This is a genomic window from Erysipelothrix amsterdamensis (assembly GCF_940143175.1).
GTDB classification, from domain to species: domain Bacteria; phylum Bacillota_I; class Bacilli_A; order Erysipelotrichales; family Erysipelotrichaceae; genus Erysipelothrix; species Erysipelothrix amsterdamensis.
In genome coordinates, this window is sequence record NZ_OW659496.1 from 118,564 (window position 1) to 133,323 (window position 14,760).

A 14,760-nucleotide genomic window follows, 5' to 3' on the forward strand; every position below is an offset into this window, starting at 1 on the left:
CAAGTTTTTTTTATGCAATTTTGTGAATTACACAAAATCGTGTCAGAGCACCGGCTTTATGGTAAAATAGTGAAGATGTAATACGATATAAACCAAGGAGTAAACTATGAATGTAAATGATTTTGATTTTGATTTGCCAGAGGAACTAATTGCACAAACTCCTGCTGAAAAGCGAAGTGAATCGCGATTACTTGTTGTTGATGGAATGAACTTAGAAGATAAACGCTTCTACAATATTATTGATTATTTAAATGAGGGTGATGTTTTAGTTTTAAATGATACCCGTGTTATCGCAGCGCGTTTATTTGGAGAGAAACCGGAAACAGGCGCACATGTTGAATTATTAATTCTAAAATTTGAAGGGAAAACTGCTGAATGTTTGGTAGGAAATGCGAAGGTTGTTAAACTTGGTACCGAATTAAGTTTTGGAGATGGACAATTAAAAGCTATTTGTACACACGTTGGTGATGAAGGACTTAGAAATTTTGATCTAATATTTGACGGGATTTTTCTTGAAATCTTAGATGAACTTGGACAAATGCCTCTACCTCCATATATTCATGAACGTTTGGAAGATAAGGAACGTTACCAAACAGTATATTCTCGTGTAGAGGGAAGTGCGGCAGCACCAACTGCAGGACTTCATTTCACACCGGAATTACTGGATGCAATCCAAGCCAAGGGTATTACAATTGCGCCTGTTACACTCCACGTAGGACTGGGTACATTTAGACCTGTTAAAGTTGATAATGTTTTAGAACATAAAATGCACAGCGAAGCGTATACAATGACTCAGGATACAGCAGATATTCTTAACACTGCTAAGCGAGAAGGACGTCGAATTATTGCGGTAGGAACTACTTCTGTTCGCACATTAGAAACTGTTATGTCTAAATATGGTACATTCAAAGAATGCCAAGGTAATAGTGAAATCTTTATTTATCCGGGTTATGAATGGAAAGCGGTTGATGCAATTATTACAAATTTCCACTTACCGAAATCAACATTAATTATGCTGGTAAGTGCATTTATGGGTAAAGAAGAAATTGATCATGCCTATAAACATGCTGTCGATTCAAAATACCGATTCTTCTCATTTGGAGACAGTATGTTCTTGAAGGCACGTAATATTAAGTAGGAGATATTTATGGAACAAACAATGAATACAAAGCAGAGTAGTTTTACGCGGTTTAAATTATTTTTTAAGCAGGGGGACTATAAGTTTTTAGGAATTATCATCATGGTTCATGTTCTCTTAGGAACGATACATCTTTTTGCCTATAACTCGCTTCACCCACTTTCAAAACTTTTAGTAAATCTTCCCATGATTTTTCAAATAATTATTGTCTCACTATACGGTCTTGTAGCATATGCAATTCCAGGTTACTTGATCGTAATAGCAATTAAAAATAAAAGTCGAATTTTAAAGAGTGTAGATTTTGCGCTTATCGTTTTATTTATGATTCTCTTTATAACCTTTAGCGGTCTATACATTCTATCGTTTTTTGAGTCAAGTCGCGTTGTATGGATGATCTATAGTTTTGTGAATCCATTAATGGGGACTTTTACTGAAAAACTAATGCGAATTCACTGGTCTTCGATTTTGTGGATTGTTTCTACAGCTGTCCCATCATTTGGTTTGCTTATTGGAATGTATATCCGTCTTAAACAGGAAGGGGTTGTAGAATGAAACGAACATGGTCAGCTTTATTGGTAATTCTTGCAAGTGCAATTGTTTATAAATTTCTAATTTCTGTTTTACCAACTTCTTTAGTAGGAATTGCGACTACTGTTTGGATGGTGTTGATGTTGGTAATTGGATACTTCTTAGCACCGTTACAAAAGAAAAACAATCGTTGGGTGGGAAAAGTAGTCCTATCTTTTGTGATTATTTGTATTTTTGGATATCGATTGAATCTATTATCGATTCCTGAATTTACAACCTTACTCAATGCAGTCGGCATTACCGGAACGTTTTTAGATATACTCCTCATATATTGTGGATGGGCATTTTTCCAGGTTTAATAGAAATAAAAAAACAATAAAGAAACGGAACTGACCTAGTTCCGTGGGACTAAAGAAAAAAACCTCTTGTATGAGAATTATTGTAAAATAGTTCAATATAGGAGGTTTTTATATGGGAACACGAACTATGCATAGCTATGAGACAAAGATGAAAGTTATAGAAATGAAATTGGCAGGCTACTCAAGCAGGTTTATTCAGACTGAACTTGGAATAAAAAATGTAACACAAGTCAAAACATGGTGGAGATGGTATCGAAATGGTGAACACTATCGATTTTCTCAACCGGTAGGCAAGCAATATACTTTTGGAAAAGGGCCTGAAGGAGACACGGTCGAAGAAACACAAAGACTTAGAATTAAATCTTTGGAGCAACAAATTGAACTATTAAAAAAGTATTTGGAAAGAGAAAGGATGTGGTTCCTGAAATAATCATCAAGCTCGTTGAAGAGTATCGCAACACTGTATCTATTAAAGATATCTTGAATCTTTTTGGGGTACCTAAGTCAACGTATTACCGTTGGACTAAAAAAGAGCAACTAGAGTCTAATAATTATTCTGTCAATGAAGCATTAGTAATTGAACTTTGTAAAGAAAATAAATTTCGTTATGGATATCGAAAAATAACTGCATTAATTCGAAAAGAAAGAATTATCAATAAGAACACTGTTCAAAAAATAATGCAGAAACACCAATGTCAATGCCGTGTTAAGGTCAAACGGTATAGAAAAAACAAAAATCCGAAGATCATTATGCCCAATATCATTAATCGCGACTTTAAATCACTACGTCCTCTAGAGAAATTGGTGACAGATATCACTTACATCCCTTATGGCCATAAGATGCTCTATTTATCAACGATCATGGATTTATATAATGGTGAGATTATTGCGTCTACATTGAGTGACAGACAAAACCTAGAATGTGTGGTTGATACATTAAATCAACTTCCGGATATCGTTCAGCCATGTATTCTTCATTCTGATCAAGGAAGTGTCTATACATCAAAAGAGTATCAACTTAGAGTAAAAAATAAAAGCATTACCATGAGTATGTCCCGTAAGGGTACACCCGCTGATAATGCTCCTATCGAATCGTTTCATGCCTCGCTAAAGTGTGAAACATTCGAATTAAACCCAGAACTAAAGGGTTCTACTGAAATTGTATCACAAACTGTGATAAACTATTTAAAATATTACAATGAAAATCGAATACAAGAAAAGCTAGGATATCAATCTCCCGTAAATTATCGGTTAACTTCATCCTAACTTGGTTTTTTCTTTAGTCCCACGGAACTAGGTCAGTTCCAAACAATCTTTATTGTTTTTTTATCCAACAAAGCCAAGAATTAGTATATCTAATTGAGATTGTTGTATAATTAAGTAAGAAGTCGAAATCGTGAAGATAAGGACTCATCAAGGAGAAATTATGATTGTATCAGGAAAAATTAGTGTTAAGGCAATTCTTAAAGAACGTAAACGTGATATTGAGTTTGTAGCAATTTTAGATAAGCACAATGACAAGGAGTCACGTTATGTAGAGCGCATTGCGGAAGGACTCAAGATCAAACGAATGTCCCGTGAAGAAATGGACGCATTAGCCACAAATAAAACGCATGGCGGTTATCTCGTATCATGTGGTAAGCGAATTAGTGATCCCCTCAATTATTTACCAAAGCAAACACTTTCTTTAATGTGTATTGAAGGTGTGACAGATCCATTTAATCTTGGAGAAATTTGTCGAACGGTGGCTTCACTCGGATTTGATGGTATCATCACTCCAAGTTATGATTTTTATGAACATGAAGCCAAGTTAATTCGTGCCAGTGCGGGTGCAAGTGAATCGTTATGGTGGATGCAAAGTGATGATTTAAGTAGTGATCTAAAAGCTATCAAAGCTAAAAAAGTAGTAATGGCTGCTGCGCATCGAGGTGATGAGAGTGAATCTCTTTTAACTTATAAATTGCCAGATCGTGTATGTATTTGTTTGGGTGGTGCTTTACGTGGACTCTCAAAAAGTGTATTAGATATAAGTGATGTCAACGTGCGAATTGATTATGATGCTCGTGTATCCTTGAGTAGTGTTGGTGCATGCAGTGTGTTTGCCTATGAACGTTATCGTCAATTGGAGGAGAAAAAATGAAAATTGCAATTGCACAATTAAGAGTTAAAGCAAATAATCCACAAGCAAATTTTGAAATGATTCAAGAAATCGTAGAAAAATCTAAAGGTAAAGCTGATCTGATTGTGTTTCCTGAACTTGCAGTCGGAGGCTACCTTGTTGGTGATCGTATGAATAACCAATCAAATATCGATGAACTGATGGCTTATAATGATCGTATTCGATTGTTGTCTGATGATATTGGGATTGTCTGGGGAAATATTTACCAAAAAAACGATAGACTCTACAATGCTGCTTTTTTTGCCTATAAGGGTGAATGGGTAGAGAGAGCGAACCACGAGTCTGCAGGTGTTTATATGAAGCATTTGCTTCCGAACTACGGTATTTTTGATGATAAAAGATATTTTGAACCAGGTGACCACAATTTTGAGCCGTTCATCTTTAAGGGTGATCGAATTAGTATTCAAGTCTGTGAAGACCTGTGGGATAAATCAAGTGATCTAAAACCGACAGAGTTAATGATGCAACACAGCCCAGACCTAATGATCAATATATCCTGTTCTCCATGGCATAAACATAAAGAATCTATGCGTCTTGAGGAAATTAGAAGACAGAACTTAGACATTCCATTTATTTATGTGAATGCGACAGGGATGCAAAATAATGGTAAGAATGTTGTGTTATTTGATGGTGGCAGCATGGTTGTGTCTTCTGAAGCTGTGACGTATTTGGACGCTAATTTTAAACAAACTTTCGATATCGTCGATTTAAAAGTCCAAGTAACAAATAAACCTAACTACGAAGATAAGATGTATCATGCTCTAATTTCAGCAATTCGTTATTTTGATGAAGAAGCACTATCTTATGGACCAAAATGGATTGTTGGTGTTTCGGGAGGATTGGATAGCAGTGTATCCATCGCCTTGCTTGTGAAGGCATTAGGAAAAGACCGAGTTGTTGGTGTCACAATGCCAAGTCAATTCAACCGCGATATTACCAAAAACAATGCATATCATCTAAGTAAAGTTCTGGGTTTTAAATTTTTAGAAATCCCGATTGCTGCAATGACTGATGCAACCGTTGAAAGCATGAAATTTGGTGCTTACTCAGATGTTACTGGTCTTGCTTTTGAAAATGTTCAAGCAAGACTGAGAGGGCATACGTTAATGACCATTTCAAGCCTCGAAAATGGTGTTGTCATGAATAATGGAAATAAAATTGAGGTTGCTCTCGGTTATGCAACACTTTATGGTGATGCAATTGGTGCACTTGCTATCTTAGGTGATCTTACAAAGATGGAAGTTGGAATGATTGGTCGGACTTTAAATCGAATTGAAGGTCAAGAAATTGTGCCGGAGAACTTAATTCCCGTTGAATTAGAAAATCGCGTTGATTGGGAATTTGCGCCAAGTGCTGAACTTGCTCAAGATCAATTTGATCCAATGAAGTGGGGTTATCACGATTTATTGATTGACGAATTAATGCATGGTCGTTTGGGAATTGTTCTCAATTCATACCTTGATGGATCTATTTATGAATCCAATCTAGGGAAATACCTAGCCTCTTATGGTTTAGATAAAGGGGAAGCGTTTGTCGAAGATATTCAGTGGGTACTTAAGACGATGAATACTGCGGTTTATAAACGCGTGCAAATGCCACCCATTGTTATGGTATCCAATTGCGCATTTGGTACCGTTTATCGCGAGAGTCAACTGAGATTGCACCTTACGCAAACTGAGCAAAATTTAATGAATCAAATTAAAAATCTATAACTCTAAAACCATCTTACTAAGGTGGTTTTTCTTTTAAAAGTAATGTATACATTTCTTTCTTTACTACTAAAAAGAGTATATTAAATAAATTGTTTACAAATTATGTCAACATATATTATTCTTCAAGTGGAAATCAAGAGGGGGATAAATTATGAAAAAGAAAAAACACCTATTTCCGAAAGTAAGTCTTATGTCGTGCTTACTTTTAACAGCAATGCCACTACAAACAGCTTTTGCTGATTCGACAGATATTTCTGTGATTCCACTAATCGGTGAACAAGTTGGATTGCTCCCAGTTTTACCTGGGACAGGGGTACATGCTCAGGAATACAACAAAATGACTGATGCTTATATTGAAAAATTGGTATCTCTAATTAATCAAAAAGTGAAGCCGTTTCTTATAAATGAACCAAAGGGGTACCAAAGTTTCGAAGCAGTGAATGAAGAGATTAACTCGATTGTAAGTGAACTTAAAAATGAAGGAATGAGTCTTCAAAACATTCACCATATGTTTAAACAAAGCATCCAAAACCTAGCAACTAGAATCGGCTACAGAAGTTTTATGCAGGATGCTATGTATCTTGAAAATTTTGAAAGATTAACGATTCCTGAACTTGATGAAGCATACGTTGATTTACTCGTGAATTACGAGGTGAAACACCGTATTTTAGTAAAATATGAAGGTAAAGTTAAAGGTAGAGCTCCCTTAGAAGCATTTATAGTTCCTCTAAGAGATAGAATTCGTAGTATGAATGAAATTGCTGCAGAAGTAAATTATTTACCTGAAGCGCATGAGGATTTCTTAGTTTCAGATTCAAGCGAGTATAATGACAAACTAAATAATATCAACTTTGCTTTGGGTCTAGGGGTCAGCGAGTTTATTGACTATAACCGGCTCGAAAATATGATGGAAAAAGAAATTCATCCACTGTATCTTGAACTTTATGCTATGCGGAGAAATCGCCAAATTCAAGTTGTAAGAGATGTATATCCAAACTTGGAACGTGCGAACTCGGTTGTTGAATCCTTAAAGACAATTAAAGATATAAAACAAAGAGGGAAGAAACTACAGGAACTTCTTGAAATTTATATCCAAAGAAGTGGAGATGTTCGAAAACCAGATGTACTCCAACGATTTATTGGAAAATATCAATCAGTAGTTGATGAAGAAAAAAATAAACTTCAAGATTATTTAGAATCAGATATTTTTGATTCATATAGTGTGGATGGCGAGAAAATAAGAAATAAAGAAATTACACTCATCAATAGAGATGCATACTTATCTATGATTTACAGAGCTCAATCGATTTCGGAAATTAAGACGATTCGTGCAGATTTAGAATCACTTGTCAAATCATTCCAAAATGAAGAAAGTGACTCTAAAGTAGAGCCTGAAAGTCCCGTTAAAGTAGAAAAACCAGTTGATAAAGAAAAACCTAAAGATCAAAAGAAGCCAGTTGATCAATCAAAACCCGAATCGAATTCAAAAGAAGGGTGGATTAAGAAAGATAATAAGTGGTTCTATATTGAGAAATCAGGTGGAATGGCAACAGGTTGGAAGAAGGTAGCAGACAAATGGTACTACCTCGATAATACGGGTGCTATAGTTACGGGTTGGAAGAAGGTAGCAAACAAATGGTACTATCTTGAAAAATCAGGTGCGATGGCAACAGGATGGAAGAAAGTATCAAACAAGTGGTACTACCTTGAAAACTCAGGCGCAATGGCAACAGGATGGAAGAAAGTATCAAACAAGTGGTACTACCTTGAAAACTCAGGCGCAATGGCAACAGGATGGAAGAAAGTATCAAACAAGTGGTACTACCTTGAAAATTCAGGCGCAATGGCTACAGGATGGAAAAAGGTAGCAAACAAATGGTACTACCTTGATAAATCAGGAATGATGGTTACAGGTTCAAAATCTATTGATGGTAAAAAGTATGCATTTAAGAACGATGGAAGTTTAAAATAGACGGGATATCCCGTCTATTTTTTATGAATTTATGAAATTATCATTTGTATATATATTTATACATTTTTTAAGTAAATGTATTGCACATTAAAATAAATAGGAATATACTAATAAATGAACGTTGTTCATTATATCGATAATGTACAATTATATGTAATATTTTTGAAACATCTTTAATGCGAGGGTTAAAAAAAATAACCTAAACTTTGATGTGCTAAGATATGCATAGATAAGAAAGAGGTTAGTATATGAAACGAGTCCTAAAAAATTTAAAACCATTCTTAGGTGCAATACTCATTTCAATTGCGTTCTTGTTTGTCCAAGCTTTCGCGGATTTGAAGTTACCCAACTACATGTCTCATATTGTTAATGTTGGTATTCAACAAAACGGTGTTGAACATGCAAGTCCCGATGAAATAAGCAAAGATGGTCATGACTTAATTGTAGCGATATTGCCACAAGAACAAGGTCAAGCATTCTCATCATCGTATGAGATGAGCGGAGATCGATATGTTATTAAACAAAATATTGATCGCGAAGCAACAGATATTCTCGTAGGAGAAAGTGTTTGGACCTTAATGAATCTTGGTGAAGGTTCCGAATCAGAAATGCCGGCATTAAGTGGCAAAATCACCGATGATTTTGATATCAAACAAATGTATGCTCTAACGCCTATGTTTAAATACATGGATCCATCGGTTAAAGAAGCAGCATACACAAAAGCAGCAGGCATGGAAGATAGTTTGAAACAACAAACAGGTGTCGTTTTCGCAAAAATGTTCTATGAAGAACTCGGAAAAGATATTCCAACAATGCAAAATCAGTATATTCTAAAAAAAGGTGGCGGAATGATCGGAATTACGATTGTTGGAATGATCGCTACGATTGCAGTTGCATTTGTATCCGCTAAAATTGGATCTGGTTTTTCAAAGAATCTTCGTAAAGAAATCTTCGAAAAAGTTCAAAGTTTTTCAGCTGAAGAATTTGATAAATTTTCATCTTCGTCAATGGTAGTTCGAACCGTTAACGATGTAAACCAAGTTCAACAAATGATTACTATGGGAATTCGCATGTTCTTCTATGCGCCAATCATGGCAATTGGGGGAATTATTATGATTTCTCAACGTGATACATCGATGACATGGATTATTGTCGTAACATGTGCAGCATTACTCTCATTTTTAGTTGTTATTTACTTTGTTGCGGTACCTAAGTTTAAGGTTATGCAAAAATTCGTTGACCGATTAAATTTAGTATTTAGAGAAAATCTAAGCGGTGTTATGGTTATTCGTGCATTTGGTAATAAAGATTTTGAGAATAAACGTTTTGATAAAGCAAACTCAGAGCGTGCTGATCTCGCACTCTTTATTAACCGTGTGATGTCATTAATGATGCCACTGATGAACTTCCTCATGAATGCGACAATGCTTGCGATTATCTGGTTTGGTTCGCATCAAATCGCAGAAGGAATTCTTCAAATTGGTGATATGATGGCGTTTATGCAATATTCAATGCAAATTATTATGTCATTCTTAATGATCGCGATGATGTTTATTTTCGTACCACGTGCAGTAGTATCATTGAATCGAATTAATGAATTACTCGATACTCAAAATACAATTCATGAACCAAATGAAGCAAAAGCATTTAATGCTTCAGACCGTGGTCTCGTCGAATTTGAAAATGTAGACTTTAAATATGGTGACGCAGACGAATATGTTCTTCACGATATTAACTTTGTCGCAAAACCTGGGGAGACGACCGCATTTATCGGATCTACTGGTTCTGGAAAATCCACCCTAATTAACTTAGTGCCACGCTTCTATGATGTTACTTCAGGTACCGTTAAGGTAAATGGCGTTGACGTTAAAGATTTATCAACCCATGATTTACGCGAAGAAATCGGTTATGTACCACAAAAAGGTGTACTCCTTACTGGAACAGCAAAATCAAATCTTGTCTACGGTAAAGAAGATGCAACGGACGAAGAAGTCACAAAAGCGCTTCAAATTGCGCAAGCAAATTTCATCCTTGATAAAAAAGATGGTCTTGATTATGAGATTGCCCAAGGTGGTACAAACGTATCAGGTGGACAAAAACAACGTCTAAGCATCGCAAGAGCACTTGTCAAAGATGCTTCAATCTTTATTTTTGATGATAGTTTTTCTGCTTTAGACTTTAAAACAGATCAACTCTTACGTAAATCAATTCATGAGAACTTAAACCATGCAACACTGTTAATCGTTGCGCAACGTGTAAACACAATTATGGATGCAGACCAAATTATCGTTTTAGATGAAGGACGAATCGTAGGTAAAGGGACTCATAATGAGTTATTGAAATCTTGTCCTACATACTATGAAATCGCATCATCACAATTATCGGAGGAGGAATTAAATTATGAATCAAAATAACGCTTCAGTAAAACCTTCGAAACCAGAAAATTCTAAAGCAGTTCTTAAAAAAATGATTGCACTGATTAAACCCTTTAAAGTAAAAATGGTTGTTGTCATAATATTTGCGTTGTTATCAACCATCTTCACAATCGTTGGTCCGAAAGTCATGGGACAAGCAACGACCGTTTTATTTGACGGATTAATGGCTAAAGTACAAGGCGTTGGTTCGGTTGATTTTGAAAAAATCAAAGGGATCGTATTATGGCTTCTTGGAATTTATCTTGCTAGTTTACTCTTTAGCTATATTCAAGGATGGATTATGGCACGTATTTCACGTGACTTAACATACGATCTTCGTAAACGTATGCATGAAAAAATCGAAAAATTGCCCTTGAAGTATTTTGATGGAACGACAACAGGAGAAGTTCTGTCACTTGTTACAAATGACATCGATGTAATCGATCAAAACTTAACAAGTAGTATTACTCAAGTTATTACCTCCATCACGACCATCGTAGGGATTCTCTACATGATGTTCTCGATTAACTGGCAAATGACCTTAGCAGCATTATTGGTCTTACCATTATCCTTTGGACTCATTTTCTTTATTATGTCGAAATCACAAGTATTCTTTAGAAATCAACAAAAATATCTAGGATCACTCAATGGACATATTGAAGAGATGTATGGTAGCCATGTTGTTGTGAAAGCATACAATGGTGAAGCACGATCGATTGCGGAATTTGATGATCATAACAACAATTTATATGATGCAGCTTGGAAGAGTAGTTTCTTTTCCGGGATGATTCACCCAATTATGAACTTTGTGGGTAACTTCGGTTACGTGGTAGTAAGTATTCTTGGAGGATATTTTGCATCAGGAGGAATTATTAGTGTTGGGGATATTCAGTCTTTCATTCAATATATGAGAAGTTTTATGAACCCGATTGCGCAATTGGGTAACTTATCCTCTACGTTCCAACAGTCTCTTGCTGCTGCGGAACGTGTCTTTAACTATTTAGGAGAACCGGAAGAAGTTGAAGATGCAGAAACAGTTATTGATGTAAGTCAGGTTGAAGGTCACGTTTCTTTTGAGAATGTGAATTTTGGATACGATCCAGATGTTACAATTATCAATGATTTCAGCGCTGATGTTAAGCCGGGTCAAAAAATTGCGATTGTAGGTCCTACCGGAGCTGGTAAGACAACGATCGTGAAACTCTTAATGCGATTCTATGATGTAACTTCGGGATCCATTAAGGTTGATGATTATGATATTCGAGACATTAAGCGTGAAGATCTTCGTAATCTAATCGGTATGGTTCTTCAAGATACTTGGTTGTATAGCGATACAATTAATGAAAATATTCGTTATGGTAAACTGGATGCTACGGATGAAGAAGTCCATGAGGCTGCAATGAAAGCTCAAGTCGATTACTTTGTTCGAACACTCCCAGAAGGCTATCAAACAGTACTTAATGAAGAAACAACTAATATTTCTCAAGGACAAAAACAATTATTAACGATCGCTCGAGCAATTCTTGCTGATCCGAAAATTTTAATTCTTGATGAAGCGACAAGTTCCGTCGATACACGGACAGAAGTTCTAATCCAAAAAGCATTAGATGTCTTAATGGAAGGACGCACAAGTTTTATTATTGCACACCGTCTATCAACAATTAAAAATGCTGATTTAATCCTTGTTATGGATAAAGGTGATATTGTTGAAAAGGGAAGTCATGATGAGCTCCTTGCTCAAAATGGTTTCTATGCAACACTTTATAACAGTCAATTTTCAGAAGAAGACTAGGGATTTCCCTAGTCTTTTTTTTATGATTAGGAGAATCCAAAAAAAAATGAGAACCGGAGTTCTCATTCAAAGTAATCTTGGGCAATAACACCTGTTACTTCTGGAATTTCATCCATTAGTAAAGCCTCTACGCCACCTTTTAAAGTATAGTCGATTAATCCACAACCAATGCAAGCTCCAAGGAGTTTAACGGTAACAACACCGTTTTCATCAACACTGACAAACTCCATGTCACCGCCATCGCGTTGGATGTAGGGACGTATTTTATCGAGAGATTCAATAATGCGTTCTTCTAGGGTCATGATGGTATCCTCATAAAGTATAGTAATGATGCAGTTATAAATCCGAGTAAAAATCCCCCAACGACCTCAACCCACTTATGGCCGAGGACTTCTTTTATCTTTTGTCTATAAATTGGATTCTCTAATGTTGTTTGAGTTAAGACTTCAATATCTTGAATTAATTGTTTTGTTATTTTAATATTCTGTCCGGCATAGTAACGTACATTCGCAGCATCATAGATCACCGTTAATGAAAAGACAAGTGAAATGAAGAAATATTGCGAAGAAAATCCAGACTGGTAGCCAAGTGCAAGTGTTAAACCAATAACAAGAGCAGTATGGGAACTTGGAAAGCCACCACTTTCAAAAATCATACTTAAGTTCTTTTCGCCAGTTTTTAAATAGTGGAAAAACGGTTTTAGAACTTGAGCTAAAATATTTGCAACAAGTGCAGAAATAATGGGGTAAAAATTATCGCTCATGTGGTCACCTCTTCGGAAGTTATTATATCATACATTAGATACTGTGTTATAATAACAATGTTATTGAGGTAGAGATTTATGAAAAGAATGTATATGAACGGACAGATTGTTGAGGGGACCATTACAGGAATTCAACCTTATGGAGCCTTTGTCTCAATCGATGAAAATACAACTGGATTAATTCACATATCTGAGATTTCAGATGATTTTGTGCGTGATATTCGCCAATTTGTGAGCCAAGGTGAACGTATCATTGCGAAAATTATTGATGTGAGCGAAGGACCACATCAATTACGACTCTCGTTGAAAGCATTGAATTACTCTTCACGTAAAGATCGTCAGTCAAAAGATCACAAGAGACCTTTAGTTCCAAGTGATACCATTGGCTTTGAAACGCTTGCGGATATGATGCCTCAGTGGTTATCGGAAAAGGAGAATCCAATGATTAGAGTAGATTTAAAACATGCTTTATTAGAAGAAGATGTATTAAGTTATCAAGACGAAGTGAGTCGTATTCATGATATGATTCATTCACGAAGCGGTAAAGGTAATGATTACCTGGGTTGGCTTGATTGGGCAGAACGCTATGATGTTGAAGAATTTGCACGTATTAAAGAATGTGCAAAACGAATTCAAGATCAAGCTGAAGTTTTACTTGTTTGCGGAATTGGCGGTTCTTATTTGGGAAGTCGTGCTGCGATTGAAATGATTCAAGGCCCTTTCCCAAAAAATGATTTAGAGATTATTTATGTTGGGAATACATTCTCATCAACTTCTGTAGTTCGTATTCTAGACTATATTAAAGATAAAGAAGTTGCATGTAATGTAATTTCCAAATCCGGTACTACAACCGAAACAGCATTAGCATTCAGAATGATTCGTCAATTTATGGAAGAAAAATATGGCGATGACGCTTCGAAACGTATTTATGCTACGACGGATAAAGAACGAGGATTATTAAAACCGCAGGCAGATGCCAAGGGATATGAATCGTTTGTAATTCCAGATGATATTGGTGGTCGTTTCTCAGTGATTACTCCTGTGGGATTGTTACCAATGGCAGCAGCAGGCTTAGATATTGATAAGTTTATGGCTGGTGTCAAGAAAGCGACATTTGAATTGAATAATTCTGATTTATCTTCTAACCCTGCATACGTATACGCAGTCGTACGTCGTATGCTTGAGAAGCAAGGTAAATCAGTGGAAATGTTTGTGAGTTATGAATCACATCTTGTGTTTCTCGCGGAATGGTGGAAACAACTCTTTGGAGAATCTGAAGGGAAAGATGGAAAAGGATTGTTACCTGCAAGTGTAAACTTCTCAACAGACCTTCATTCAATGGGACAGTTTGTACAAGATGGAAATAAAGTTTTATTTGAAACAGTTGTACTTGTTGATAAACCTATTGCAGATATGGTTGTTCCAACGGAAGCGGATGACTTAGACCAAATGAATTATTTGGCTGGTAAGAGTTTGCACTGGATTAATGAGAAAGCATTTGAAGGAACTTTAGAAGCACATGAAGTAACTGGTGGTGTACCCAATGTTCTTATTCATATTGATGAAGCAAATGAAGAGAACTTAGGTTATGCGATGTACTTCTTCTTTAAAGCACTCGCAATGTCGGTATATATGTTAGATGTGAATCCATTTGATCAACCCGGTGTTGAAGTTTATAAGAAAAATATGTTTAAGCTTTTAGGTAAATAATAAAAAACCACCAAATCTGGTGGTTTTTTATTATTTGTGATTCCATTCGAACTACATCTGAAGGGAATATTTTAATTAAGGACAGGCACAATTGCCTTAATTAAACCTTTTGTTGAAAAAGGAAGTTGTGTTTAATCGATAACTTAGATGAGATTAAACGATTTGAGTATTAGAATCAATCATCCTACCAAAG

General features: G+C 35.8%; 12 protein-coding genes. 10 read left to right on the forward strand and 2 right to left on the reverse strand.

What is annotated here, in order from left to right; translation table 11 throughout:
• Positions 1-106 precede the first annotated feature (106 nt).
• From queA to NMG63_RS00560, 9 genes are all read left to right on the forward strand, one after another.
• A complete protein-coding gene (queA, locus tag NMG63_RS00520; RefSeq protein ID WP_003775974.1) occupies positions 107-1,138 on the forward strand; it encodes a tRNA preQ1(34) S-adenosylmethionine ribosyltransferase-isomerase QueA in 1,032 nt (343 codons plus the stop codon).
• A 9-nt stretch (positions 1,139-1,147) separates the two neighbouring features.
• A complete protein-coding gene (locus NMG63_RS00525) occupies positions 1,148-1,690 on the forward strand; it encodes a hypothetical protein (protein ID WP_013852442.1) in 543 nt (180 codons plus the stop codon).
• Complete coding sequence (locus tag NMG63_RS00530; RefSeq protein ID WP_013852443.1) at positions 1,687-2,025, forward strand: hypothetical protein; 339 nt, start codon at positions 1,687-1,689, stop codon at positions 2,023-2,025. The genes NMG63_RS00525 and NMG63_RS00530 overlap by 4 nt, the downstream gene beginning before the upstream one ends.
• A gap of 112 nt (positions 2,026-2,137) precedes the next feature.
• Positions 2,138-3,291, forward strand: a protein-coding gene (locus tag NMG63_RS00535; RefSeq protein WP_254006834.1) for an IS3-like element ISErh1 family transposase whose coding sequence is annotated in 2 segments (ribosomal slippage) — positions 2,138-2,411 and positions 2,411-3,291 — 1,155 coding nt in all. Because the reading frame shifts where the segments join, the coding sequence is not laid out codon by codon here.
• A 160-nt stretch (positions 3,292-3,451) separates the two neighbouring features.
• Entirely contained in the window at positions 3,452-4,165 is a 714-nt protein-coding gene (locus NMG63_RS00540) for a TrmH family RNA methyltransferase (RefSeq protein WP_013852444.1), read from the forward strand.
• Positions 4,162-5,916, forward strand: coding sequence for an NAD(+) synthase (gene nadE, locus NMG63_RS00545; RefSeq protein ID WP_254007116.1), 1,755 nt, complete (start codon positions 4,162-4,164; stop codon positions 5,914-5,916). Before NMG63_RS00540 ends, nadE begins: the two co-directional genes overlap by 4 nt.
• 151 nt (positions 5,917-6,067) lie before the next feature.
• A complete protein-coding gene (gene spaA, locus NMG63_RS00550) occupies positions 6,068-7,888 on the forward strand; it encodes a surface protective antigen adhesin SpaA (RefSeq protein ID WP_254007117.1) in 1,821 nt (606 codons plus the stop codon).
• 248 nt (positions 7,889-8,136) lie between these two features.
• Positions 8,137-10,302, forward strand: a complete 2,166-nt coding sequence (locus NMG63_RS00555; RefSeq protein ID WP_254007118.1) for an ABC transporter ATP-binding protein — start codon at positions 8,137-8,139, stop codon at positions 10,300-10,302.
• Positions 10,289-12,094: an ABC transporter ATP-binding protein gene (locus NMG63_RS00560; RefSeq protein WP_254007119.1), complete on the forward strand. Its 1,806-nt coding sequence runs from the start codon at positions 10,289-10,291 to the stop codon at positions 12,092-12,094. The genes NMG63_RS00555 and NMG63_RS00560 overlap by 14 nt, the downstream gene beginning before the upstream one ends.
• Before the next feature lie 62 nt (positions 12,095-12,156).
• On the opposite strand, the gene NMG63_RS00565 is transcribed toward NMG63_RS00560, so the two are convergent.
• Together NMG63_RS00565 and NMG63_RS00570 are read right to left on the reverse strand one after the other, a co-directional pair.
• On the reverse strand, positions 12,157-12,396 hold the full coding sequence (locus tag NMG63_RS00565; RefSeq protein WP_003775957.1) for a NifU family protein: 240 nt from the start codon (positions 12,394-12,396) through the stop codon (positions 12,157-12,159).
• A complete protein-coding gene (locus NMG63_RS00570; protein WP_003775955.1) occupies positions 12,393-12,857 on the reverse strand; it encodes a divergent PAP2 family protein in 465 nt (154 codons plus the stop codon). The genes NMG63_RS00565 and NMG63_RS00570 overlap by 4 nt, the downstream gene beginning before the upstream one ends.
• A 78-nt stretch (positions 12,858-12,935) precedes the next feature.
• Here NMG63_RS00570 and NMG63_RS00580 point away from each other — a divergent pair, with 78 nt between their 5' ends.
• Positions 12,936-14,567, forward strand: coding sequence for a glucose-6-phosphate isomerase (locus NMG63_RS00580; protein WP_437124117.1), 1,632 nt, complete (start codon positions 12,936-12,938; stop codon positions 14,565-14,567).
• Positions 14,568-14,760 lie beyond the last annotated feature (193 nt).

Coding starts and splice junctions, on each gene's coding strand:
- queA (WP_003775974.1), top strand. CDS start 107: ATGAATGTAAATGATTTTGATTTTGATTTGCCAGAGGAACTAATTGCA.
- NMG63_RS00525 (WP_013852442.1), top strand. CDS start 1,148: ATGGAACAAACAATGAATACAAAGCAGAGTAGTTTTACGCGGTTTAAA.
- NMG63_RS00530 (WP_013852443.1), top strand. CDS start 1,687: ATGAAACGAACATGGTCAGCTTTATTGGTAATTCTTGCAAGTGCAATT.
- NMG63_RS00540 (WP_013852444.1), top strand. CDS start 3,452: ATGATTGTATCAGGAAAAATTAGTGTTAAGGCAATTCTTAAAGAACGT.
- nadE (WP_254007116.1), top strand. CDS start 4,162: ATGAAAATTGCAATTGCACAATTAAGAGTTAAAGCAAATAATCCACAA.
- spaA (WP_254007117.1), top strand. CDS start 6,068: ATGAAAAAGAAAAAACACCTATTTCCGAAAGTAAGTCTTATGTCGTGC.
- NMG63_RS00555 (WP_254007118.1), top strand. CDS start 8,137: ATGAAACGAGTCCTAAAAAATTTAAAACCATTCTTAGGTGCAATACTC.
- NMG63_RS00560 (WP_254007119.1), top strand. CDS start 10,289: ATGAATCAAAATAACGCTTCAGTAAAACCTTCGAAACCAGAAAATTCT.
- NMG63_RS00565 (WP_003775957.1), bottom strand. CDS start 12,396: ATGACCCTAGAAGAACGCATTATTGAATCTCTCGATAAAATACGTCCC.
- NMG63_RS00570 (WP_003775955.1), bottom strand. CDS start 12,857: ATGAGCGATAATTTTTACCCCATTATTTCTGCACTTGTTGCAAATATT.
- NMG63_RS00580 (WP_437124117.1), top strand. CDS start 12,936: ATGAAAAGAATGTATATGAACGGACAGATTGTTGAGGGGACCATTACA.